Here is a 23338-nt window from a genome sequence, read left to right as displayed (position 1 = left end):
CGCTGCGCCTGTCCGCTGGCACCGGCACGTCGGTCAGGCCCCCGGTTGGCGCAGCCACCAGCATCCGGGGCTTGTCGGCCACGGTCACCGAGGTCGCCTCCAGATTTTTGCGGTTGAGCAGGTAGGCGTCCGGGGTGATGACCCCGTCAACGGCATAGGGGCCAAGGCCCCAGACGGCGTTTATAAGCACGTCCGGGCGGCTTGGGGCCTCGGGCAGACGGGTGTACAGGACGCCGGCCGCCTGGGACGGGACCAGGGCCAGACAGGCGGCGGCCATGGCCACGTCGTCGTCGGGGATGCCCTTGAGCAGCCGATAGGACATGGCCCGGGGGGTAAAAAGACTGGCGATGACGAACTTGTACGACGAGGCCAGCCGGTCCGGGGCAACATTGAGCATGGTGAGGTACTGGCCGGCAAAGGACAGTTCGCCGTCCTCGCCGATGGCGCTCGAGCGCACGGCCAACCGCATTCCCGGCCCAAGCCGGGCTTCCAGGCGGTCGGCGGCGGCGGCGATGTCCCGGGCCACGGCCTCGGGCAGAGGGGCGCGCAGGATGGCGGCCTGGATGTCCTCGGCCGCAGCGGCCATGGAGGCCGGATCGTCCGGGGTGATGCCCAGGCGGATGCTGGCGATGGTTTCAAACAGTCCGGCTTCCTCGAAAAAGGCCCGAAAGGCCGCCGTGGTCACGGAAAATCCGGGCGGCACAGGCAGCCCGGTCCGGTTGGCGATCTCGCCGAGATTGGCGCATTTGCCGCCCACCTGATCGACCATTTCGCCGGTGATCTCGGCCAGATCGAGCACCAGTTTGCCGCGCAGCGGATTGACCCGGCCCTCAAGGATGGTCTTGATCTCGCCGGAAAGGCGTTCGACCAAGGCCAACAGCACGGGCTGGGGCCGCCCCGAAAGCCCCTCGAAGCTCTTGATCATGCGGATGGCGTGGAAGATGGCCCGGCTGGTGCGCGACCGGATAAAGGCCATGCCGAAGACCTCGCGGCCGGTGAGCATGGCCTCGATTTCCGAGCAGATCTTGAGCAGTTCGGTGTTGGATTCGAGCAGCGACTGGAACCGGTTGTATTTTTCCCGAAACACTGCCGCCGTCTGGTCGCGGTTGGCCGGTGTCTTGGGCCGGGTGAAGCTGGCAGCGAGGCTTCGCAGCCCCGAGAGGACCGTGCCCATGGGCGTACTCCGGACGCGGCAGGCAGCGGTGCCCGTCGCCGGTTATGGCGCTTTCCCTTTTGCGCCCGGTGGACTTCCCCGTTATGCTCGCCCGACCGGCCCTCACGGGCGGAACAGGGAGGCAATCATGGGAGCGAATCTGGCCATTGTCACACTCGTCGTCGTCTTTTCCATCGTCATCGGCCTGTACATCGGCGGCAAACTGCGCCGCAAGCGCTAGGGCCTGTTCACCAAAAGACCGTTTTGGTGTTGCGGGAACAGGCAGGAAGGAATGCCTCCGGCGGCCAAAGGGCAGTGCCCTTTGGAAACCCTCCTGGGGTTAGTCTGGTTCGACCGTATACGCTGCCAAGGCGACGGGCGGAAGTTGAGCAAGAAAAGGCGGGAACAGGCCGTGACCGCTGGTGTTTGAGCTTGACGGAGACCACCGTTGCTCCGCCGGCCAAAGGGCAGTGCCCTTTGGAAACCCACAAGAATTTTGGATTGTGGTGCATGCAGGCACGGTCTGATCTCCGGTACAACCTGAATACTGGGTTGCGGCCGTAACAAGAGCCAACACATGGGCCAAGCGCCGGGCTAGCGAAACGCGGTTCCGGGGGAGGCTTCGCTCCGCTTGTCCGGGACCGCAGCCGCCGGATCAAACCCCAGGGCCAGGGCCAGACGCCTGAGGATGCCGATGGCCCGGGCAAATTCGTAGCGCTCCACGGCATCGGCCAGTTCGGCCACTTCCGGCGGTGCTTCCTGCCCCACGAAAGCCTCGCGCACCACGGCCATATCTTCATCGGCCCGGATGCTGCCCTCGGCCAGATGCCCGGCCATGCAGCGCAGAAGCGGCAACATGCCCGCCCCGGCTTTTCCGGTCGGACGCGGACAGGCCGACTGGCGGGCCTTGTCCTCCCGGCTGCCCATCACGGCTGAAAGCTCCTCCAGCAATTCCCCCTGCTCAAACACCTTGTGCAGACAGGCGTCCATGCCGGCGTCCAGGCAGCGCTGCCGCTCGGCATCGGCGTCATGCGAGGTCAGGGCCACGATGGGGACGCCCGGCGGACACGGCGGGGCCACACTGGCCGAGAGCAGCCGGCGAATGGTGCGGGCGGCTGTCGGACCGTCCATCTCGGGCATCTCGATGTCCATGATGATGAGATCAAAGGGCCGCCCGCTGTTTTTTTCCCCGAAAAGCGCCCGGCAGGCTTCCTTGCCGTTGTTGGCCGTGACCACCTCGTGGCCGGCGCTGCGAATGATCTGGGCAAAAATGGCCCGGTTGAGCTTGGCATCGTCCACCAGGAGCACCCGCCAGCAGCCGGAGGTGGTGCAGGCCGGCTCAGGGGCGCTTGGCGGGGTCAGGGCCGCGGCGCTGGCCACAGCCGCAGCCAGGGCCGCGGCAAAGGCTTCCAGGGCCGTGGCGTCGGGATATTTGCCGGCGGACAGGACCACTTCGATGGCCCGGGCGGCCCCGGCCAGGGAAGCGGCAGCCAGATTGCCGGCCACGCCCTTGACGGTATGGACCAGCCGCCGGGCCGACTCGCTGTCGCCACCGGCCACAAGCCGGGCCAGGGTGTTGGCGCAGTCGGCATAGTCCCGGGCGAATTCCGCGGCCACGCTGGCCAGCAGGCGGTCATTGCCGCCAAGGCGCTTGAGCGCGGTGGCAACGTCGATGCCCGCAGCCGCCGGTTCCGGGGAGGCGGCAGCCGCCTGGGCCGTATCCGCCGGCAGGGTCAGGGAGCGCCCGGCAGCCCTGGCCGCAGCTGCGGACAGGCGGGTCCGGGCCGCGGCCGCCGCCGGAGCGATCCACTGGCCAAGTGCGGCCAGCAGGCGGTCCACCTCAAGAGGCTTGGTCAGATAGTCGTTCATGCCCGCTTCCAGGCAGCGGTCGCGGTCTTCGTCCAGGGCATGGGCGGTCAGGGCCACGATGGGCAGGTCGACCGCGCCGGCCAGGGCGCGGATGGCCCGGGTGGCGGCCAGCCCGTCCATCACCGGCATCTGCACGTCCATGAGCACGATGTCGTAAAAGGCCGCGCCCACCATCTCCACGGCCTCGCGGCCGTTTTGGGCCACATCCACCGCCGCGCCCAGGCGCTCCAGGGTCTCGCGGGCCACCTGCTGGTTGATGGCGTTGTCCTCGACCAGGAGCACCAGGGTCCCGGACAGAGGGCGTTCGGCCAGACAGGCGTCGGCATCGCCGGCCAGGGCCCGGGTCCGGGGCGCACCCGGCGGGGCCGGGGCGGTCGCCGGCGCGGCCGGCAGGATGCAGGTGGGATGGTCGGCGGCGTCTTCGGCAAAACTGACGGCAAACCGGAACCGCGTTCCCTGGCCCGGCCAACTTTCGACGGACAGGGTTCCCCCCAAAAGGGCCACCCCCCGGCTGGCCAGGGCCAGACCGAGGCCCGTGCCGCCGTAGGGGCGCGACAGGGAACCATCGCCCTGGGTGAAGGAGTCGAGCATGGCCGGGATGGACGCCTCCTCCATGCCGATGCCGCTGTCGACCACGCAAAAGGCCACCGTGGCCGTGCCGCCGGTGCAGGCGACCAACTCCGCCTCCAGGCGCACCGCGCCCCGTTCGGTAAATTTCACGGCATTGCCGGCCAGATGGCCCAGAATGCCCTCAAGCCGGCCGCTGTCGCCCACCAGCCGCACCGGGATGGCCGGATCGAGGTGAACCGTCAGGGGCAGGCCCTTGTCCCGGGCGTCGGGTGAAAGCCGGTCGGCCACCCGGGCCAGGGAGGCGGCCAAATCAAACGGCGCAACCATAAGATCGGCCTGCCCTTTTTCCAGGCGGGAAAAATCGGTGATGTCGTCGACGACTCCGAGCAGACCTCGCGCCGAGGCCATGATCTTGGTAAAATAATCCGAAACCTTGGGATTGACGATAAGCGGCTGGGCCAGATTGGCCAGTCCGATGATGGCTGACAGCGGGGTGCGCATCTCATGGGTCATGCGGGCCATGAAATCGGCCTTGGCCTGGCTGCCGGCCTGGGCGTCGGTACGCAGGCGTTCGATAACGCTGCCGGCCTCGGCCAACGCCTGACGCAACCGGTCGCGTTCGGCCGAAACAGCACCCAATTCGGCCTGCAAGGCCTCGGCTCGATCCAGCTCCATGCACTCTCCGGCGCTTAAAAACCAGGGTCGGGCCGCCGGGATGCGGCTTGTGCCCGGATACCCTGTAAATCTCGCGTGTTTGCGCCCTGGCGTCAAGACTGCTCCCGGGCATTGGACAACCAACCGTCCAGCCGCTACACCAAAAAAAATCGGAGGCCCCATGCCCCTTCCCCTGCCCACCCTGGTCGCCTTTGCCGTCACCGCCGTCGCCGTCGTCGCCGGCGCGGCCGTGGATGTCCGCCAAAAGCGCATCCCCAACCTGATCACCTTTCCGGCCATGCTGGCGCTCATCATCATCCATGGCGTCTTCTCGGGACTGCCCGGCCTGACCGAGGCCCTGCTTGGACTGGTCGGCGGGTTCATCATTTTTCTCATCCCGCATCTGTTCCGGGTGCTCGGCGCCGGCGACGTCAAACTCATGGCCGCTGTCGGGGCCGGCCTTGGCCCCTCGGCCCTGCTCACGGTATTCCTTTTCACCAGCGTGGCCGGCGGGGTGCAGTCCCTGGCCTGGCTGGCCGCCAAACGCCTGTCGCGCACCGGCCGGGAGCCGGGCTATCGGATTTGCTACGGTCCGGCCATGGCCGCCGGAACCCTGGCCGCCATGGCCCTGCCTTTGTTCGGCCAGCCCTATCTTTCGCTGGCCCTGCCCCATTTTTAGCGCCGGGGATTGTCCGCGCCCCGCGTTTGCCATAGATACAGGCAGTGAAGGTTCCCACGTTTTCCGTGCCGGAGGCCCGTGCCAATGTCCCACGCCCCATGCTCCGTCCGCCGCCGCGCCCTGGCCGCCTCTCTCTACGGGCTGGCCCTTTTGGCTGCGCTGTGGCTGGTGGCCGCCAGTTGCGCCACGCCGGAGCTGGGTTCGCGGCTCTACGACCGGGGTGAGCGGCAAGCCGCCCTGCCGCTCCTTGAAGCCGCCGCCGCCCGGGGCTCGGTGCCGTCCTCCTACCGCCTGGGCCTGCTGCTGGCCGCCGGCGAAAACACCCCCCGGGACCTGCCTCGGGCGCTGGCGCTTTATACCTTTGCTGCCGGAAAGAACTTTATCCCGGCCATGGTCGTGGCCGGCGACCTGGCCCGAAGCCTCACCGGCGACGACGAGGCCGCCGCCGCGCTCTACGCCAAGGCGGCCGGACGGGGCGATATTTCGGCCATGGCCCGCCTGGGCATCATGCGGGCCTCCGGAGCCGGCGGCCCGGTCGACATCGACGCGGCCCTGGCCCTGCTTGGCCAGGCAGCCAAGGCCGGCAACGCCCAGGCGGCAACGGCCCTGGGCCAGACCCTGCTTTCGCTTGGCGCGGCCGGCGATCCCCGGGGCGGCACCCCGGCCGAGGCCGCTGTCTGGTTCGAGGCGGCCGGCCAGGCCGGGGACGCCGAGGCGCTCACCCGCTTGGCCGAGCTTGTGGCCGAGGGCCGGGGCCGTCCGGCCGATCCGGCCCGGGCGGCCGGCCTTCGCCGCCGCGCCGCCGAGGCCGGCCATGCCCCGGCTGCCTATGATCTGGGCCTGATGTATCTGACCGGCCAGGGGGTCACGGCCTATCCCCTGGAGGCGGCCCGGCTGTTTGAGCGGGCGGCCGAGGCCGGCCATGTGGCGGCCATGCTGCAACTGGGGGACATGTATTTCGCGGGCCTGGGCGTCTTTCGCGACCAGGCCAGGGCCCTTGCCCTCTATGACGCCGCGGCCCAGGCCGACGACCGGGCGGCCGGGGCGGCCTGCCGGCTTTTTGCCGCCGGACCGGAAGACCGCCGCGACGCCCAGCGCGCCGGGCGCTTTTGCGCCAAGGCGGCCCCAGGCCGGCGATGCCGAGTCGGCCATGCTCCTTGGCCTTGGCATGGTGCGCGGCCGGATTCCCGGCGACACGGCCCAGGGGGCCGCCCTGCTCTCCCGGGCGGCCTGGGCCGGCAACCCCCAGGCCATGTACGCCATGGCCCTGCTCCATCTGTCCGGCCAGGGGGTGTCCGGCAATCCGGCCGAGGCCTTTCGCTGGTGCGCCAAGGCGGCCGAGGCCGGGCTGCCGGAAGCCAAGGCCCTGCTCGCCGCCTTGTCGGAAGAGGAATTTCCGAGCGCCGCCAATCTGGCCAAGGCCATCGACTTCTACCGCGAGGCGGCCACCGCCGGCGATGCCGAAGCCGGCTTCGCCCTGGGGTCGCTCTTGTCCAAGGGGCTGGCCGGGCCGCCGGATTTCGCCGAAGCGCGCAAATGGTACGAGCAGGCGGCCCTGGCCGGCGATGCCCGGGCCCAGTTCAACCTGGGCCTCATGTACCTGACGGGCAAGGGCGGCACGGTCAACGACGCCGAGGCCCTGCGCTGGATGCTGGAAGCAGCCAAACGCGGCGACGCCCACGCCCGCAGCAACGCGGCCACCATGACCCTGACCGGCCGGGGCACGTCGTCCGATCCCCGGGAGGCCTTTCGCTGGTATCGGCTGGCGGCAGGCCAGGGCTATGCCCAGGCCCAGGCCATGCTGGCGGGATTTTACTATGAGGGGCGGGTGGTGCCGCGCGATTTCGAGAGCGCGCTTTTCTGGCTGTCCCTGGCCAGCCGCACGCCCGGCAACGACGCCCTGCTACTGCGGGCGGGCCGGGCCAGGGCGGTGCTGGAAAAACGGCTCACCCCGGACCAGTTGGAACGGGTGGCCGGGCGGCTGGCCGCCTACAAGCCGGCGGGTTTTGATCCTGAAGCGGAAAAACTCGTGGTGGAGGCCATCAAATTCCTGCCGCCAAGCGCCCGCGGTCCGGGCTACCCGACGGCCACGGCCCAGGCCGGCCCGGGCAGCACCCCGCCGCCGACGGTCAGCGCGGCCGACCCCAAGGCGCTTTTTTAACGGCGCATTCCCCAGGCACCGCGCCGCCAACAAGCCCCCTGTCGCACTACGGCTGTGCCTCTACGGCACGGCCACCGCTCCCAAAATCGCCGCCACGACCGCGTCCGGGGTCAGCCCTTCGGCCTGGGCCTCGTAGGTCAGAAGAACGCGATGGCGCAGCACGTCCGGGGCCATGGCCTTGACGTCGTCCGGCGTGGCATAGCCGCGCCCGGACAAAAGGGCCAAGGCCTTGGCCGTACGGGCCAGGGCAATAGCCGCCCGGGGCGATGCGCCGTAGGCCACCTTGCCGGCCAGAGGGGCCAGTCCCGCCCCGCCCGGGTCCCGGGTGGTCCCGACCAGGGCCACGATATAGTCGAGCAGCCGGGCATCGAGATGCACCCGGCCGGCCAGGTCCGCAAGGGCCAGGACCTGCCCGCCGTCGAGCACCACTGCCACCTCCGGTTCCCGGGCCAGACAGGCCCGGCGCACGATCTCCGCCTCCTCGTCCGGGGTCGGATAGGCCACGGCCAGATGGAGCAGAAACCGGTCCACCTGGGCCTCGGGCAAGGGATACGTGCCTTCCTGTTCGATGGGATTTTGCGTGGCCAGCACCATAAACGGCTGCGGCAGGGCAAAGGTCTCGCCGCCAATGGTCACCCGGCCCTCGGCCATGGCCTCAAGCAGGGCGGATTGCACCTTGGATGGGGCACGGTTGATCTCGTCGGCCAGGAGGATATTGGCAAAAACCGGCCCCCGGCGCACGGCAAAGGTCCCGGTGGCCGGCTGGTAGATCTCCGTGCCGCAGATGTCGGCCGGCAGCAGGTCCGGGGTGAACTGCACCCGCCGAAACTCGGCCCGAAGCGCCCGGGCCAGGGTCGAAACAGCCAGGGTCTTGGCCAGTCCCGGCACCCCCTCGATGAGCACATGCCCCCGGCACAAGAGGCCGATCAGCAGACGGTCGGTGAAAACGTCCCGCCCAACCAGCACCTTGGCCATCTCGGCCCGAAGCGCCGCCACCTGGCCGGCCGCTGCCGCCAGTTCCGTTGCATCAATCATAGATGGGTCCCCTCCGGGCTCCGGTATGCCTTGCGCCGAAGCCGGCCGCAAGGGCCGCAGCGCAGGGGAGGGTTATTGGAAGTCCATGACCAGGGGGGCGGTGGAACCCGGCTCGCCAGGGCGGGTCACGGCCACGGGCGGCGGGGCGCAGGCACTGCCCTCAGGCACCGTCAGCACGCCGCCGACCGGCAGCTTTTTCGGGTCCAGGCCCGGATTGGCCCGGGAGAGCACCGCCAGCGGGATGCCGAAGCGCTCGGCAATGGCGGCCGGGGAATCCCCCGGAGCGACCACATAGCGCCGGCCGGGAGCCTCCTCATCGGGCAGGGCGGCGTTTTGGGGCGGCCCGGCAGGCCGGGCGGCAGCGGGCGTGGGGGGCGCGGCCGGCGGCAGGGACGCGAAAGGAGCAGCCGGTGCGGCCGGCCCATCCGGAATGACAATGGTGTCGCCGACCTTGATGCGACAGGGATCAAGCCCCGGATTGCGGGCAAGGATGGCAGCCACGGACACGCGGTAGGATTTGGCCAGGACGGCCGGCGTGTCGCCGGGCCGGGCAATGTGGGCGGTGTCGCCGGCAACGCCCGGCCCGGGCAGCGCCAGCATGGCGAGAGCGAACAACAACGCGCACCAGGGCATGGCAGGCCTCCGGGTTGCGGGCATGGATAGCTTGGCCTCTACCAGTCGGGACACAATTTGACAATCAGGCCGGGCTTTGGGATAGCCAGGGCATCCTAACGCGCTTGATCGGGAGGTGCCCCTGATGTCGCTTCGCAACCTCGCCGCGCCCGTGGCTCTGGCTGCCTTGCTGGCCTGCCTGCCCGGCTGCGGTTCCATGAAATTCTCATCTTCTGATGAACCGACCGGCAAAGATGCCGTGGCCGCCGGCAATGCCGCCTTTGACCAGAAAGATTTCGCCCGGGCCTGCCGGGAACTGTCCCAGGCCGGAGCTGCCGGCGGGGCCGAAACCCTCACCCGGGCCGGTATCGCCTGCGGCAAGGACGGCCAGGACAAGGCCGAACAGGCCTTCCGGGCCGCCCTGGCCGCCAATCCGTCGTATGCTCCGGCCATGGAGGGCATGGGCCTGACCGCCTTTGGCAACGGCGACGCGGCCCGGGCCAGGGACATGCTCGAAGCGGCGGCCAAGGCCGGCGGCAAGGACGCCCGGGCCGCCGTGGCCCTTGGCGACGCGCTGCTTGTCACCGGCCAGTGCGACAAGGCCCAGGCCGCCTACCAGGAGGCCCTTCGCCGCGAGGCCGGCAATGCCCAGGCCAAGGCCCGCCTGGACGCCGCCCGGATGCTGTGCGGCACCAAACGGCCGACGGCCGCCGGCTCGGCCGCCCCGGCAACGGGCGCCGGCTACACCGGCTCGACCATCTCCCCGGGCGCGTCCCAGCCGGCGGCTCCGGCCAGCCCCAAGGAACCCGGCAAACCGGCCAAGCCGGCCACCAAGACCATCGACCTCAACGATATCTAGTCTGCACCCGGACGGACCGGGAGGCGTCCTGGCCATAATGATGCCGGGCTTAAGACGGGAAAGCGGCTGCCGGGCAGGCGCGCAACGATGCCACAGCGGTTTTCCCGGACGCCTCCGGTCAGGATCCTGGCCCGCGCTTCAGGGCGCGTCCTTTAAAAATACGTTCGTATTTTTAAGAAATATCTTTGGGTGTAAGCCTGTTGCCTTTCTCTGAACAGACACGGGCTTGGTGGACACGACCTTAGGACGGCAGGGATTCGGACTCCGTGCGCTCGCTGGCCGGGACCGGGCCGCCCCGGGGACGGCTTGCCCCGGTCGGCAGCTCCACCACAAAGCTTGTGCCGTGGGGAAGCCGGGCCTCGGCCCGGATGGCCCCGCCGTAACGCTCGATGATATGCTTGCAGATGGCCAGCCCCAGGCCCGTGCCCCGGCGCTGTTCAGGCTGGGTGTCCCCCTGGCGGGCCTGATAGAATTTGTCGAAAATGCGCTCGCGCTCTTTTTCTTCAATGCCGGGTCCGGTGTCGTCCACCCGCAGTTGCACCCCCCCGCCCGGCAGTTGCCGGGCGACCAGGGTCACCTCGCCCTCGAAGGTGTGGCGGGCGGCGTTGGTGAGCAGATTGACCAGCACCTGCACCAGCCGGTCCGGGTCCAGGCGAAGCGGCGGCAGCGGCCCGGAAATGTCCACCACCAGGGCCAGGCGTTCGTTTTGCTCATATTCGCCGCCAACCGCCTCCACAGCCATGCGCACCACCTCGGCCGGGTCCACGCTGCGGTCGTTCCAGTCGAGCCGGCCGGCCTCGATTTTGGAGAGGTCCAGAAAATCGTTGACCAGCCGGGTCAGGCGCAGCCCCTCGTTTTCAATGATGCGCAGGTTGTCGGCAATGCGCGCCCCTTTGCGGCGAAGCGTATCGCTCACCTCGGAAAACGGCATGAATTCTTTGAGAAATTCCCGGCGTGTCAGCTTGGCAAAGCCCATCACCGAGGTCAGCGGCGTGCGCAGATCGTGGGTGACGGTAGCCAGGAATCCGGATTTGAGGGCATCGAGTTCGAGCAGGCGGCTGTTGGCCTCGGCCAGTTCGGCGGTCTGGCGGGACAGGCTGTCGGTGCGCTCGCCGACCCGGCGCTCCAGATCGCGGTTGAGCGTCTTTAATCGGGACAGGGCCATGTTGCGGTCGGTGACGTCGGCAAAAAGCGACAGCATGAGCGGCGCTTCGCCCGGAAGGCGCAACGGGGCGCTGGCCATGGAGAAATAGCGGCCGTCCAGCGGGCTTTGGATTTCCATGGTCACGGTGCGCCCGGCCAGGACATCGTTGGCCGGGCACCAGGGACAGGGCTCTCCCCGGCCATGCAGGGCCGTGTAGCACGGCATTGTGGCCGGATCGGTCCCGGCCCGATGGCCAAGGGCGGCATTGCCGTAGACCACCCGCCGGTTGGCATCGCACACGGCGACGATCCCGGAAAAACCGTTTAACAGCGCCTGTTTCCAGGCCAGATGCCCGGCGCTCTGCCGGGCCAGGGCATCGCGTTCGGCCAGCATGTCGAGCACCGCGCCAAGTCCGTCCGCGTCCAGGCCGCGCAGCACCCGCACCCCGTCCCCGGACGCGGCAAAGCCGGCGTCGGCCAGAAACACGGCATGCACCGCCAGCCCGTCCAGGGCGGCCAGCAGTTCGGGCAAAGGTTCCGGGCCGGGCCGGCCGAAAAGGGAAATGATGAGGCTGTCGGGCAGGGCCAGGGGTTCGGCAGACAGGAGGCGCTGGAAGTCCACAGGGGCGCAGGATCGGCCACAGCGGGCCAGTCCGGCAGCCAGAAGGGCGGGATCCCGGTCCGGGCCGCCGGGAATGAGCAGCCGTCCGCCGGTCACAAGCGCGCCCCGACCACAGGGAACGTCCAGGAGGTTGGGGTTTGGCCGTCGGCAGGCGGCAATCCGAAGCGTGGCAATTGCGTCACAGCCATCGACTCCGAGTAGGGGCAGGTTGGTGCGACAAAGCGTCTTTCGCAACGGCCGAATACGTAGCATAGCATACAGACAAGCACAACTCGCCCGCGCAGGCCGACCCGGCAGGGGCTTCCCATCCGGACGCCGCGCGAGTACACAGCGCCTCTTTGTCGCAAGGAGTACGCAGCCCATGCCCGCTTTATCCACCCTCTGGTCCCGGCTCGGGGCCGCAGCCCGAAGGTTCGGCCTGCGCCATGCCCTGCGCACGGCCCTGGCCGCCGTGGCCACCCAGCTTTTGGTCACGGCCCTGAACCTGCCTCAGGGCTACTGGGCCGTGGTCACAGCCGTCATCGTCATGCAGGCCAACCTTGGCGGCTCGATCCGCGCGGCCTGGACCCGGCTGGCCGGCACGGCCGTGGGGGCCGTTTTCGGGGCGGTGGCCGCCCATTTCGGCGGGCAGTCGGTCGTCGCGGCCGGTCTGGCCGTCTTTGCCACCCTGGCCGTGTGCACGGCCATCCCCCGACTGCGGGAGAGCTCCCGGGTGGCCGGCATCACGACCGTCATCGTCATTCTCGGCGGCCATCCCGACATCCCGGCCGTGGTGCTCGGCTTCGACCGTTTTCTGGAAATCGCCGTGGGCATCGTCACCGCCCTGGTCGTCTCGGCCGTGGTGCTGCCGTCCCGGGCCAGCCGGGCCCTGGCCCACGGTCTGGCCCGACTCTTTGAGGACGTGGCATCGCTTTTTGCCGTGGTGGTGGAAGGGCGGCTTCGGGAAGACTATCCCGAACGCCACATTTTTGCCTTGAAAGACCGCATCCTGCGCACCCTGGCCCGCTGCCGGGAGCTGCGCCTGGAGGCCGACACCGAAAGCCGCGACAAGGGCGAAAGCGCCCTGCGGGCCATGCTCCTTTTCCGGGGCGAACGGCTGTTTGAACATGTGCTCGGCATGGACCACGTGGCCGTTGAATGGCGCGGCAAGGGCCTGCACCGCCATCTTCCCGAGGAACTGGCCGCCCTGGAACACACCGGGGCCGAGGTGCTGACCGGTCTGGCCGCCCATCTGCGCGGCAGCGGCCCCCTGCCCGAGGTCGCCGCCCTGGACGCCGCCGTGGCCGCCGCCCGGGAAAAACTCGCCGCCATGCGCCGCGACCGCGCCCCGGCCGCCTACGACTTAAGCGAAGTCATGCACTTTTTCAGCTTCGTCCACGGCATGTTGGCCTGCGCCGCCGATGCCCGGGAAACCGTCGCCCGCATCCGCTCCATGGAAATGGCCTAGCCCGCCCCTTGCCCGGCCGGCCCGGCCTTGATACCCCGGAGCCAGGAATTTCGCCCCCAAGCTGGAACACCCCGGCCGGGACAGGCGGCCAATCAACCATGCAGGCATCGCAACTTCTCGCCAGGGCGCGCCGGGTGCGCCTTTTCCAAAACGGCGCGGCCGACGCCCCGCTGGCCGGCGTCTACCGCTGCGCCTACCGCGGCGCCGGCATGGAATATGAGGAATCCCGGGAATACACACCGGGCGACGATGTGGCGGCCATGGACTGGAAGGCCACAGCCCGCCTGGGCCGGCCCTTTGTCAAACGCTACCGCGAGGAACGCAGCCGCACGCTCATGCTGGCCGTGGACGCAAGCCCCTCCATGGCCTTTGCCGCCGCCGGACCATCCCTGTACGAAACCGCCGCCATCGCCGCCGTCACCCTGGCAGTCAGCGCCGCTGCCAGCCGCGACCGGGTGGGGCTGGTGCTTTTTACCGACCGGGTGGAGGCCTTTGTGCCGCCGACCGCCGGCCCGGCCATGCCCTATGCCGTGGCCCGCACCCTGGCCGAGACCGTGCCGGCCGGGCGCAGGACCGATCCCGCCCCGGCCTTTGCCCTGGCCGCCACCGCCCTGGCCCACCGGGCCGTGGTCTTTGTCCTGTCCGATTTCCTGGCCGGCGATTTCACCCTGCCCCTGGGACGCCTGGCCAGCCGGCACAATGTGGCCGCCGCCTGTCTGGCCGCCAATGACCAGGGTTCCCTGCCCCCGGCCGGGCTCGTGACCGTCACCGACCTGGAAACCGGCGGAGCGACCCTGCTCGACTGCGGCAACCCGGCCGCCCGGGCCCGCTACGCCGCCGCCCGGACCCAGGGCCGCAGCCAGACCCTGGCCGCCCTGGCCGCTGTCGGCGTCGATGTCCTGACATTGCCGGCAGCCGCCCCGCCCGCCCCGGCCCTGGCCGCCTTTTTCCGCCGCCGGGCCGGCCCGACGCGCTTGCGCCTCCAAAACGGCCGACCGCTATGAGTACTCTGGCCGCCATGACCGACATCCACGACATCAAGGGCCCCCTACCCTTGGCCGGGCCGGCCGACTGGCTGGTGCTGGCCGCCGGGGCGGGCGGCCTTCTGTTGGCCGGGCTGGCGCTGTGGCGCGTGTGGCGGATGCGCCAGGCCAGGATTGCGCCGGGACGCCGTCTGGCCGCCGCCCTGGCCGCCCTTGGCCCGGATGGCGGCGGACTGGGCGACCGCGACTATTATTTCCGCCTGACCGGACTGGTGCGGGCCATGCTCGAAGCCGACGACGGCTTTCCCGCCACCGCCATGACCGCAGCCGAAATCCTCGACCGCCTGGGGCAGACCGGGGCGGACCCGGCCCGCACGGCCGGTCTGGCCGCGCTTTTTGCACGGGCCGAGGCGATCTGCTTTGCCACCGACAGCCCCGGCACGGCCGACACGGCCGTCCGGCCGGACCGCAAGCGGGACTGGCAGACAGCCCGGACGCTCTTGCCCGGCAGGAGGCCCTGATGGCCCTGGCCCGGCCCCTGGCCCTGCTGTTGCTGCTGGCCCTTCCCCTGGTCCTGGCCCTTCGCCGCCGCGCGGCCGGCCGGGGGGCGCTTGGCCTGCCCGATCCAGGGGCCGTCCGGGCCGCCGGCCGGCCGTCCCTGGCCATGCGCCTGCCGGGCCTGCTGCGGCCCCTTGGCGCGGCCCTGGCCATCTGCGCCCTGGCCGGGCCGAGCCTTGCCCCGACCGAACCGGTGCTCCTTGGCCGGGGCGTGGACATCATGCTGGCCATTGACCTGTCCGAATCCATGGCCGCCATGGACATGCGCCAGCAAGACCGCACCGTGACCCGCCTGGAGGCCGTAGCCGAGGCGGCCGCCCGTTTTGCCGCCATCCGGCCGGGCGACCGCATCGGCCTGGTCGCCTTTGGCTCCCGGGCCTACACCGTCATCCCGCCAACCACCGACCGCACCGTGCTCACAAAGGCCCTGTCCAGCCTGGAAGTGGGCGCGGCCGGACGCAAGACTGCCATGGGCGACGCCCTGGGACTGGCCGTCAAGCGGCTGGCCGAAAGCCCGGGGCTGTCCCGGGTGGCCGTCATTTTCGGCGACGGCCGCTCCAATACCGGCGAACTCGACCCCCAGACCGCGGCCAGGACAGCGGCGGCCAGGGGTGTGCGGGTCTTTACCGTGGGGGTTGGCGGGGACGAGCCGGCCGCCTTCCTGGTCAGCCATCCGCTGCTTGGCCGGCAGATCGTCCACGAAAAGGCCCCGGTCGATGCCGAGGCCCTGGCCGCCATGGCCCGGGACGGCGGCGGGGAATTTTTCCGGGCCGAGGACGCCGCCGGGCTGGCCCGGGCCTCGGCCGCCATTGCCGCCCTGGAGCCGAGCGACATCCTGGCCGTGCCGCGGGACGCCATCCCCCTGGCCCCGCTCCTGGCCGGGGCGTCGGTGTGCCTGCTGACCCTGTGGGCCGCCCTGGCCGCCACCCGCGCCCTGAGGCTGCCATGACCCTGATCCGCCCCCAATGGTTGTGGCTCCTGGCCGCCGTGGCCGTCTGCCTCGCCTTTGCCCTCCTGGCCCGCGCCCGTCGCCGGTCCATTGCCGCAGCCTATCCGACTCTGGCCGCATCACCGGGCCACCGGGCGGTCAAAAGCCTGTGCTTTCTCCTGGGACTGGCCGCCATCGCCCTGGCCGCCGCCGGCCCCCGGTTCGGTTCCGGGGAGCGGCCGGCGGCCATCGGCCAGCCCCCCCGGCTGCGCCTGGCCATCGCCCTGGACTGCTCGCGCAGCATGTTGGCCCGCGACCTCGCCCCTGACCGGCTCGGCGCGGCCAAGGCCCTTGTTCTCGACACCCTGGCCCGGCTGCCGGCCGTGGAGGCCGGGCTGGTCGGCTTTGCCGGCCGGGCCTGGCTGGCCTGCCCCATCACCCCGGACCGCTCGGCCCTGGCCCTTTTTCTCGACGCCCTCACACCCGAGGCAGCCCCCCTGGGCGGCACCAACCTGACCACCGCCCTGGAGGCTGCCCGGCTGGCCCTTGGCGGCGTGCGACCCGGGGCCGTGCTTCTTCTAAGCGACGGCGAAGCCACCACCAGCCCCGTGGCCGACAGCCCGGCCGGCGATGTACCGATCTATACCGTGGCCGTGGGCTCGGCCCTGCCCGCCCCCGTGCCCGGAGCCGACGGCGTTCCCCTTCGCACGGCGGCCGGCGCGCCGGTTGCGGCCGGGGTGGATGTGGCCGGGCTGGCCGAACTGGCCCGGCAAAGCGGCGGCGCAGCCTTTCGCCTGTCCCGGACGGGCCGTCCCCAGCCAAACCCCTGGCCGAGGCTCTGGCCGCCCGAGGGGAACAGGAAGCGTCTGCCGCCGCCACCGGACCGGACGCCGCGGACGCCAGCGACGGAGACGACGGCTGGCTGTTCCTGGCCGCCGGCATCGCCCTGCTCTTTCTGGACATGCTCCTGGCCCCGGCATCCGGCCGGCTGCTCCCTGTCCTGGCCTTCATTGTCCTCACCGCCGGCCCGGCCCTGGCCGCATCCTCGGCCGCCGAAAAAACCGGACAGGGCCTTGACGCCTATGCCCGCGGCGACTACCCGGCCGCCCTGGCCGCCTTCCTGGCCGCCCGGGCCAGGGATCCCGACGATCCGGCCATCCTCTACGACATCGGCACAGCCTCATACCGCCTGGGCCGCTTCGAGGCCGCCCGCGCCGCCTTTGACCGGGCGGCCAGCCTCGGCCCTGCCCCGCTGGCCACCAAGGCCCGCTACAACCAGGGCAACGCCGCCTATCGCCTGGGCGACGTCCCCGGAGCCATGGCCGCCTACGAGGCCGCCCTGGCTCTTGATCCCGACGATGCCGACGCCCGGGCCAACCTCGACTGGCTGCGCGCCAACCCGACTCCCCCCCCGCCCCAGCCGCAATCCGGGGAAAACCCCGACGAGCACCGGCCCGGCCAGTCCCCGACCGGCCAGAACGCCGCAGCCCAGGCCCAGACCGGGAAGGCCCCCTCGCCACAGGGAAGCGATGACGGCAGCGGCCGGGAAAGCGCCCCGGACCAGCCGCCCCAGCCCGGCCCCCCGCCCGACACGGCCGACCCGGCCAAGGCCCAGGAAGCGCGCGTGCCGGTCGCCGGCCCGGACGGCGAAAAAGGCGGCCCCCGCCGGGCCGACTCGCCCGGAGCGGCCGACGATCCCATCCTCGACCGCATCCCCGATCTGCCCGGACTGCCGGTCGCCCCGGTCTACGGCAGACCGACGGTGGAGAAGGACTGGTGAGGCCTATGCGGGGGAAGAGATGAAAAGCGAAGGCAGGAAGATGCCTCCGGTGGCCGAGGGGATGATCCCCCCGGCCACCTGCCCAGGGAGAAGTCTCGGAAGGGGCTCCTGGCGCTGGCTGGCAATCCGGTCGGCTGCGGATCGAAGCAGCCAAAGCCTGGAATTGGCGCGGAACACCGCAGCTGGGGCGGCCAAGGGGCAGTGCCCTTTGGAAACCCTCCCGGGGAAAGGGGTGTGGCTGGTTGTTTGTGTCCTGGTCATGGGATGGTGGTGTTGGGGGGGCGGGACAGCCCTGGCCGAGACGGCCATTGCGGTGGAGGTCGATCCCCGAGAGACGGTTGTCGGCCGGCCGGTGGTACTGCGGGTGCTGGTGCCGGGCGATGCTTCGGCCGTCATCGACATCGCGCCCATTGTCGATTTCACCGTGACCCCGCGCGGCCGGGTCGTGGGCTCGCGCACCGGCCCGGACGGACGGCCGGGAGTCGTTACCGCCTACCGCTTCGAACTGACCCCCAGGCGCAGCGGCAACGGCCTGATCCCGGCCCTGTCGGTCGCAACCGGCGGCACGCGCCTGACCACAAGCCCGGCCACCGTTGTCGTGCGGCCGGACCCCGGCCCCCCGCCGACCCTGGCCGGGAAAGCCATCCTGCTCGACGCCGCCCTGTCCCGGCCAAATCCCTACCGCGGCCAGACCGTGGTCTATACCCTGCGCCTGTTCCGGTCGGTTCCCGCCTCGGGCATCGCCATCACCCCACCGGCTTTCGACGGCTTTACCGCCGTCGCCCTGCCCGGCCAGACCGACACCGAGCTGACCGCCGGCGGCAAGCGCTACGCCGTAAGCCAGGTGGACTACGCCCTGACCCCGCTGCGCACCGGCCGTCTGGCCCTGGCCCCGGCCCGGGCCAGACTCTCGGGCATCCCCGGCGCGCCCGGCCCCAGTGTCATCGACGGTCCGGCCCTGGAAATCGCCGTGCGCCCTCTGCCCCCGGTCCCGGCCGGGCTGCCGGCCTCGGAGCTGGTCGGCCAGATGGAACTTGACGCCAGGGTGCCCGCTGCCCCGGTGGCCGCCGGCCAGGAGGCCGGGCTGGAAGTCGTCCTGTCCGGCCGGGGCAATCTGGCCGAAGCGGTGCTGCCGGCTCCGATGCTGCCCCAGGGCCTTTCGGCCCGGCGGCTTTCCACCCAGGATACAGGCGGCGGCGGCCCGGACGGATTTACCGGCCGGCGCACGGTCCGTTTTGCCCTGCGGGCCGAAAGCCCCGGACGCTACACGCTTCCCGGACCCCGTCTGGCGGTTTTCGACCCAGACCGCGAGGTCTGGCGCGTCCTGTCCGGCCCGGAGACGGTCTTGTCGGTCACGGCCGCGCCGGCACCGGATGCCGCCCTGGCCCCGCCCCTGCTCGCCCCGGCCGGGAACGCTTTGTCCCTGGCAGCGCCCCGGACCGCCTATGCCTCGGGCCGCTTCGCCGAAGCAGCCCAGGGCTTCGAGGCCGCACTCCAAAATAGCTGCAACGGGACCGCCCTGGCCGTGTGCCTGGATACGGCCGCCTCCTGGCGGCTGGCCGGCGATACCGGCCGGGCGGCCCTGTGGCTGTACCGGGCCGAACTGGCCCAGCCCGGCGACGATGCGGTGGCCAAGGCCCGGAATGCAGCCGGGTTGCCGCCGCTGTCGCCGAGCCTGCTGCTTGGCAACCTGCTGCCCAGGCGCACCATGCTGGCCAGCGGAGCCCTGGCTGCGGCCATCCTGGTGCTGCTGCTCCTGGCCGTGCGGCGCTGGCGGCACACGCTCCCCCGGGGAGCCTGGCTCATGGCCGGCATCCTGGCCGGCTGGCTGGCCCTGGAAGCCGGCTGGCTGGCCCTGGCCCCGATACTGGCCCCCCGGGCGGTGGTCACGGCCGCAACAGCGGCCCTGTCCGCGCCTGAGGCCGAAGCCGAAGTGCTTTTCACCCTGCCCCCGGCCGCCCTGGTCAGGCTTGGCCCCCGGCGCGGCGGGTTTGTGCGGGTGGATGCCGGCAACGATGCCCTGGGCTGGGTGGCCCGCGACACTGCCGTCACACGGCTCCCGTAGAATCCAGTCCGGGCGGCGGGCCCCTCCTTGCTAAAAGGTGGCAGTCTGCTATCAGTTCGAACATAATTCACCGCCAAAAATCTACACTGCAAGGTCTCATCGCATGAACGATTTCCTGGCACCCGTCATCCAGACCAGTCTCGACCTGCACTTCGGCCGCGTTTCCCCTCTGACCGCCACTCCCGACAACCAGCCCCAGCTCATAAGCGCCGCCTCGGCCCTCATGCGGGCCATCACCGAAGGCCTTCTGACCGCAACCGAGGGCGAAGTCGCGGACACCACGGTGCAGCGCCACGTCTTTGCCAAAGACGCGGCCCTGCCGGCCTGGCTTATCAACCGGGGGCTAGTCGTATGCGACAATGACCTGCAGAAACTGGAACCGACGGTCTGCACGCTTCTGGCGAACAGCTTCAACCGCAGGCGGTTCCTGGATTTTCTGAGCAATGAGCTGCTCTATCACTGTTGGAAGTGGACCCATGAAGACGAAAAACGCCATTTCGCCGTCCGCTGGATCACGGAACTCCGCGAAAACAGCTATTGCCTGGAACTCAACACCCTCGACTATGTCATAAAGCTCGGCGACAACGTCATTGTGCGGCCAGGAAAACAGGACGACGCCTACCATTGGTACCTGCGCTCCATCGGCACCATCACCCTGATCGATCTTACGGCCAAACCGGTCTTCGAGTTCACCGCCCGGCTGCTGGAAGCCAAGTACAAGACCACGTTTATCCTGGAGACGTTTAAGACGCTGTTCCAAAATGCCGCCCGGCCAACCGGCAACGACCGCTTTGCCGCCCTGGTCATCGGCGAGATTCCCAAGGTGATGGCCCTGGCCGACTACCAGGAAGCCCGAAAGGCCACCCAGCCGGCCGGCAAGGCCGCCGCCGAGCCCGGCCCCCTGGAACTGTTGCGCAGCCTTTTAAACGAGTTCGACAGCCGCACCACCCGCCAGTATCCCGAAGCGCGCTTCCGCCTGGGCAGCGAGCCGCCCCAGTCCCTGGCCAACCGGGTGGCGGCCATGGTCTGGCTGCGCCGCACCCTGGCCCGGGTCAAAACCCTGCAGCAGAAAAAAAACACCCCGACCCGGGGCCTGCAAGTGGCCGAACGCACCGTGCTGCTCTCGGCCCTGGACCAGAAAAGCATCCTCTATTTCAACCTCTTTACCGATCCCAACGACACGGCCATCAACCCCTGCCACATCCGGGCCGTGACAGACGACTCCATGGTGGTGCAGTCGCCGCGCGGCAACCGCTTAAACGATGCCGTGCCCGACCAGGAAGTCCACGGCTATTTCGCGGTGGTCGGTGCCAACAAAAAAAGCACCTACTGCGATTTTCGCACCACCATCCTGTCCGTGGTCAGCCCCGACCCCTCCCATTGCCTGATCGAACTGAGCATCCCGGCCGCGTTCGAACTCACCCGGCGCAACCACAAACGCCTGCCCATCGACCCTACCGTGGTGGAACTCTTCGAACTCTCGGCCCCGGCCCCGGATGCCGATTGGAATGCGCTCGGCACCATCGACAAATGGCCGGCCCCGTTTTGCATCATCCCCGACCGCGCCGCCCACTGCCGCATCAAGGACCTCTCGGCCGGCGGCCTGATGCTGGAAATCCACGAGGATGCCCCGGCCTACGCCTATTTCACCGAGACCAGCCGGGAACATCCACTCCTGGCCCATATCCAGTTGTCCGGCCGGCCCAACACGCCGCCGCTGCGCCTGGGCATCCGGCTGGAAGCCAAACGCATCCGGGATTTTCCGCCGCTGCGCAAAAAATACGTGGGATTTCAGTTCACCGAGGCAGGCGAGATCCGAAACGAACGGTTCGTGCGCCTCGCAGCCGTCGGCAAGGACGGGCTGTATCTCATAAACGACTGGATTTTCCGAAACGGCTTGGCGCGTTAGGGGGACGAGAACGAGGTGGAGGCAGGAGAAGGGATGGGAAGGGATGAGAAGAGGAAGAGGAAGAGGAAGAAGCCTCCGGCGGCCGGGGCCTGAGGCCCCCGGACCCCCCAAAGGGGTAAAGGGGGGACGGCGTTGCCGCGACGGGGGACGGGAACAAGAAATCGCGGCGGCCGGACTGGTCGCCCACGCCTAAAAAACCCCCTTTTTCAACTTTTTTCCCTTTGCAGGGGTCCGGGGGGATCATCCCCCCGGCCGCCGGAGGCACTCCCCCCTTCTTCTCGCTCTTCCCTCACTTCACGCTCCATCCCCCCGGTCCTAGCTGCGGACCTGCACCAGCCCGTCAGCCACCGTTTCATCCTCCCGGACCTTGGTAAAACGGTCGGCGAAGCGGCCGGCCATGATGGAGCAGACGAAGAGCTGGAGCTGGTGGTAGAACATGATGGGCAAGACAATGAGGCCCAGGGCCGGATGGGTTCCAAAGAGCAGCCGGGCCATGGGCACGCCCGAGGCCAGGGTCTTTTTGGAGCCGCAGAAAATCGCCGTGATCCGGTCCTCCTCGGAGAAACCCATCCAGGACGACACCTTTGAGGACACGAACAGTGCCGCAGCCAGGAAAAGGGCCGCCCCGGCCAGGGTCATGGCGATGACCGACAGGCCGTTGTCGCGCCACAGGCCCGAGGCCGTGGAGTCGCAAAAGGAACTGTAGACCAGAAGCAGGATCACCAGCTTGTCAAAGGTGTTGATGTATTTCTTGTAGCGCGAGGCCAGGTTGCCCAGGACCGGCCGGGCCAGCTGCCCGAGGACAAAGGGCAGAAACAGCAGCGTGGCGATATTGAGCATGGCCCCGCCCAGGGACAAGCCGCCGGTGGTCCCGCCTTCCATGGCCAGCCCGATGATGGCCGGGGTCAGCACGATGCCAAGCAGGCTCGACAGGGTGGCGTTGAAAATGGCTGCCGGCACGTTGCCCTTGGCGATGGCCGTCATGGCCACGGACGAGGATATGGTGGAGGGCAGGGCGCACAGATAGAGAAACCCGAGCATGAGCCCTTCGGGGATGATGCCGCCAAAAGCCAGCTTGAAAGGAATATAGAGCAGCGGGAAGATGACAAAGGTGAGGGTCTGGACGAGCAGATGGAGCTTCACCTTGCCAAGGCCCGCCACCAGACTGCGGGTGGACAGGGCCAGCCCGTGCAGGAAAAAAGACCGCGAAAATGCCGGCGTCGCTGACCACGTCGGCGTGCATGGCCCCGCCGGCCGCCCCGAAGGCCGGGAAGGCCGCCGCCAGCAGCACGGCCGAAATCATGCCTCCCAAAAACCAATCCGATGCCATCTTGCGCAAAAGCCTGCCGATCATGTCCGTCTCCTTGAATGTGATGGACTCCTTCTAGGCCTAGACATCCGGTCCGTCTTGCGCCAAAATGACATTTTATAGCGAGAAATGGACATGCCGCAACAACGCCGTCTGCCACAGCTCGACAGCCTGCCGCGCACGGTCTACGCCCGCAGCGAATCGCTGCCGGCCGGCTCCCTGGCCCCAGCCCACAGCCATGCCTTTGGCCAGCTCTCCTTTGCCGGCGAAGGCGTGCTCACCGTCGCCACGCCAACCGGCAGCCATGTGGCCCCGCCAAGGCGCGCCGTCTGGCTGCCGCCGGGCCTTGTGCACGAAGTGACCACATCGCAACCGGCCGAGATGCGAAGCCTGTATATCCGGGCCGACCAGGATATTTTCTGTCCACCCCGCTGTCTGGTGCTGACGGTTGGGCCGCTGGCCCGGGAGCTGATCCTGGCCGCAGCCGCCCTGCCCCCGGAGTATGACGAAGAGGGGCCGGACGGACGGTTGGTCGCGGTATTGCTCGACCAACTGGCCACCCTGCCCGTCGCCGGCTTCAGCCTGCCCTGGCCGGCGGATCCGCAACTCGCCGCGGTCTGCCGGGCCCTGGCCGCTGCCCCGGACGACGCGCGGCCCATGGAAACCATCGCCAAAGGCGCCGGCATGACCGGGCGCACCCTGGCGCGTCGGTTTCAAAGTGAAACCGGGCTGTCGTTCGGGAAATGGCGACGCCGGCAGCGGCTGCTGGCTGCTTTGGCCCACCTGGAGGCGGGAGCCAGCGTCACGTCGGCGGGATTGGAAAGCGGCTACGAATCGGCCTCGGCCTTCGTGGCCGCTTTTCGGGAGGCCTTCGGGAGCACACCCGGGGAGTTTGCCCGGGGCCGGCGGGCCGGCCCAGGCGCGACAGCCCAGGCGGCCGGCAAACACCCGTGTCCTTCTTGAGCGAGCAAGCCCTGCAACCAATCAAGGCACACAGGGATA

17 protein-coding genes and 2 pseudogenes are annotated in these 23338 nt (G+C 69.5%); 13 read left to right on the top strand and 6 right to left on the bottom strand.

Translation table 11 applies throughout. From position 1 onward, the window contains the following. Together DVDV_RS15550 and DVDV_RS15545 are read right to left on the bottom strand one after the other, a co-directional pair. On the bottom strand, nt 1-1174 hold a 1174-nt coding region (locus DVDV_RS15550), incomplete at its 3' end, for a PEP/pyruvate-binding domain-containing protein (RefSeq protein ID WP_175577115.1). Nucleotides 1175-1747: 573 nt separating this feature from the next. Next, nucleotides 1748-4267: a response regulator gene (locus tag DVDV_RS15545; RefSeq protein ID WP_075355549.1), complete on the bottom strand. Its 2520-nt coding sequence runs from the start codon at nt 4265-4267 to the stop codon at nt 1748-1750. Between the two features lie 160 nt (nt 4268-4427). Here DVDV_RS15545 and DVDV_RS15540 point away from each other — a divergent pair, with 160 nt between their 5' ends. The 3 genes and pseudogenes from DVDV_RS15540 (at nt 4428) to DVDV_RS23490 (ending at nt 7086) form a co-directional block, all read left to right on the top strand. Beyond that, entirely contained in the window at nt 4428-4925 is a 498-nt protein-coding gene (locus DVDV_RS15540; RefSeq protein WP_075355548.1) for a prepilin peptidase, read from the top strand. A gap of 84 nt (nt 4926-5009) precedes the next feature. Next, nucleotides 5010-5909, top strand: a pseudogene (locus DVDV_RS23935) (tetratricopeptide repeat protein); the annotation flags it as partial. 76 nt (nt 5910-5985) lie between these two features. Beyond that, nucleotides 5986-7086, top strand: coding sequence for an SEL1-like repeat protein (locus DVDV_RS23490; RefSeq protein WP_254845402.1), 1101 nt, complete (start codon nt 5986-5988; stop codon nt 7084-7086). A gap of 60 nt (nt 7087-7146) precedes the next feature. Here the strand turns inward: DVDV_RS23490 and DVDV_RS15530 are convergent, their stop codons facing one another. After that, on the bottom strand, nt 7147-8121 hold the full coding sequence (locus tag DVDV_RS15530) for a MoxR family ATPase (protein ID WP_075355547.1): 975 nt from the start codon (nt 8119-8121) through the stop codon (nt 7147-7149). 72 nt (nt 8122-8193) lie between these two features. Further along, nucleotides 8194-8754: a LysM domain-containing protein gene (locus DVDV_RS15525; protein ID WP_075355546.1), complete on the bottom strand. Its 561-nt coding sequence runs from the start codon at nt 8752-8754 to the stop codon at nt 8194-8196. Between the two features lie 124 nt (nt 8755-8878). On the opposite strand from DVDV_RS15525, the gene DVDV_RS15520 reads away from it, so the two are divergent. Continuing rightward, nucleotides 8879-9592 carry a tetratricopeptide repeat protein gene (locus DVDV_RS15520; RefSeq protein WP_075355545.1) on the top strand — a complete coding sequence of 238 codons (714 nt, stop codon included), beginning with the start codon at nt 8879-8881 and terminating at the stop codon, nt 9590-9592. Between the two features lie 241 nt (nt 9593-9833). Here the strand turns inward: DVDV_RS15520 and DVDV_RS15515 are convergent, their stop codons facing one another. Then, complete coding sequence (locus DVDV_RS15515) at nt 9834-11453, bottom strand: sensor histidine kinase KdpD (protein ID WP_075355544.1); 1620 nt, start codon at nt 11451-11453, stop codon at nt 9834-9836. 265 nt (nt 11454-11718) lie between these two features. Here DVDV_RS15515 and DVDV_RS15510 point away from each other — a divergent pair, with 265 nt between their 5' ends. From DVDV_RS15510 to DVDV_RS15480, 8 genes and pseudogenes are all read left to right on the top strand, one after another. Continuing rightward, nucleotides 11719-12804 carry an aromatic acid exporter family protein gene (locus DVDV_RS15510; RefSeq protein ID WP_075355543.1) on the top strand — a complete coding sequence of 362 codons (1086 nt, stop codon included), beginning with the start codon at nt 11719-11721 and terminating at the stop codon, nt 12802-12804. 98 nt (nt 12805-12902) lie between these two features. After that, nucleotides 12903-13808 (top strand): DUF58 domain-containing protein, encoded by a 906-nt coding sequence (locus tag DVDV_RS15505; protein WP_075355542.1) that lies wholly within the window; start codon nt 12903-12905, stop codon nt 13806-13808. Continuing rightward, entirely contained in the window at nt 13805-14308 is a 504-nt protein-coding gene (locus DVDV_RS15500) for a hypothetical protein (protein WP_075355541.1), read from the top strand. The genes DVDV_RS15505 and DVDV_RS15500 overlap by 4 nt, the downstream gene beginning before the upstream one ends. Beyond that, complete coding sequence (locus DVDV_RS15495; protein WP_075355540.1) at nt 14308-15294, top strand: VWA domain-containing protein; 987 nt, start codon at nt 14308-14310, stop codon at nt 15292-15294. Before DVDV_RS15500 ends, DVDV_RS15495 begins: the two co-directional genes overlap by 1 nt. Beyond that, nucleotides 15291-15806: pseudogene (locus DVDV_RS23930) on the top strand (VWA domain-containing protein); the annotation flags it as partial. The gene DVDV_RS15495 and the pseudogene DVDV_RS23930, both read left to right, overlap by 4 nt. A 428-nt stretch (nt 15807-16234) precedes the next feature. Next, nucleotides 16235-17053, top strand: a complete 819-nt coding sequence (locus DVDV_RS23480; protein ID WP_254845404.1) for a tetratricopeptide repeat protein — start codon at nt 16235-16237, stop codon at nt 17051-17053. A 208-nt stretch (nt 17054-17261) separates the two neighbouring features. Continuing rightward, nucleotides 17262-19118 carry a BatD family protein gene (locus DVDV_RS15485; protein ID WP_175577114.1) on the top strand — a complete coding sequence of 619 codons (1857 nt, stop codon included), beginning with the start codon at nt 17262-17264 and terminating at the stop codon, nt 19116-19118. A gap of 103 nt (nt 19119-19221) precedes the next feature. Beyond that, nucleotides 19222-21027, top strand: a complete 1806-nt coding sequence (locus DVDV_RS15480; protein ID WP_075355538.1) for a pilus assembly protein PilZ — start codon at nt 19222-19224, stop codon at nt 21025-21027. Nucleotides 21028-21342: 315 nt separating this feature from the next. Here the strand turns inward: DVDV_RS15480 and DVDV_RS15475 are convergent, their stop codons facing one another. After that, nucleotides 21343-22221, bottom strand: a complete 879-nt coding sequence (locus DVDV_RS15475; RefSeq protein WP_368482922.1) for a bile acid:sodium symporter family protein — start codon at nt 22219-22221, stop codon at nt 21343-21345. Between the two features lie 250 nt (nt 22222-22471). On the opposite strand from DVDV_RS15475, the gene DVDV_RS15470 reads away from it, so the two are divergent. Next, nucleotides 22472-23299 (top strand): helix-turn-helix transcriptional regulator, encoded by an 828-nt coding sequence (locus DVDV_RS15470; protein ID WP_075355550.1) that lies wholly within the window; start codon nt 22472-22474, stop codon nt 23297-23299. Nucleotides 23300-23338: the final 39 nt, after the last annotated feature.

It is taken from the genome of Desulfovibrio sp. DV, assembly GCF_001936595.1.
In the GTDB taxonomy this organism is placed as follows: Bacteria; Desulfobacterota; Desulfovibrionia; order Desulfovibrionales; family Desulfovibrionaceae; genus Solidesulfovibrio.
Note: the sequence above shows the minus strand (reverse complement) of the source record. Positions and strands in the feature narration are given on the sequence as shown.

Coding starts and splice junctions, on each gene's coding strand:
- DVDV_RS15545 (WP_075355549.1), bottom strand. CDS start 4,267: ATGGAGCTGGATCGAGCCGAGGCCTTGCAGGCCGAATTGGGTGCTGTT.
- DVDV_RS15520 (WP_075355545.1), top strand. CDS start 8,879: ATGTCGCTTCGCAACCTCGCCGCGCCCGTGGCTCTGGCTGCCTTGCTG.
- DVDV_RS15530 (WP_075355547.1), bottom strand. CDS start 8,121: ATGATTGATGCAACGGAACTGGCGGCAGCGGCCGGCCAGGTGGCGGCG.
- DVDV_RS15495 (WP_075355540.1), top strand. CDS start 14,308: ATGGCCCTGGCCCGGCCCCTGGCCCTGCTGTTGCTGCTGGCCCTTCCC.
- DVDV_RS23480 (WP_254845404.1), top strand. CDS start 16,235: ATGCTCCTGGCCCCGGCATCCGGCCGGCTGCTCCCTGTCCTGGCCTTC.
- DVDV_RS15470 (WP_075355550.1), top strand. CDS start 22,472: ATGCCGCAACAACGCCGTCTGCCACAGCTCGACAGCCTGCCGCGCACG.
- DVDV_RS15480 (WP_075355538.1), top strand. CDS start 19,222: ATGAACGATTTCCTGGCACCCGTCATCCAGACCAGTCTCGACCTGCAC.
- DVDV_RS15510 (WP_075355543.1), top strand. CDS start 11,719: ATGCCCGCTTTATCCACCCTCTGGTCCCGGCTCGGGGCCGCAGCCCGA.
- DVDV_RS15525 (WP_075355546.1), bottom strand. CDS start 8,754: ATGCCCTGGTGCGCGTTGTTGTTCGCTCTCGCCATGCTGGCGCTGCCC.
- DVDV_RS15540 (WP_075355548.1), top strand. CDS start 4,428: ATGCCCCTTCCCCTGCCCACCCTGGTCGCCTTTGCCGTCACCGCCGTC.
- DVDV_RS15505 (WP_075355542.1), top strand. CDS start 12,903: ATGCAGGCATCGCAACTTCTCGCCAGGGCGCGCCGGGTGCGCCTTTTC.
- DVDV_RS15500 (WP_075355541.1), top strand. CDS start 13,805: ATGAGTACTCTGGCCGCCATGACCGACATCCACGACATCAAGGGCCCC.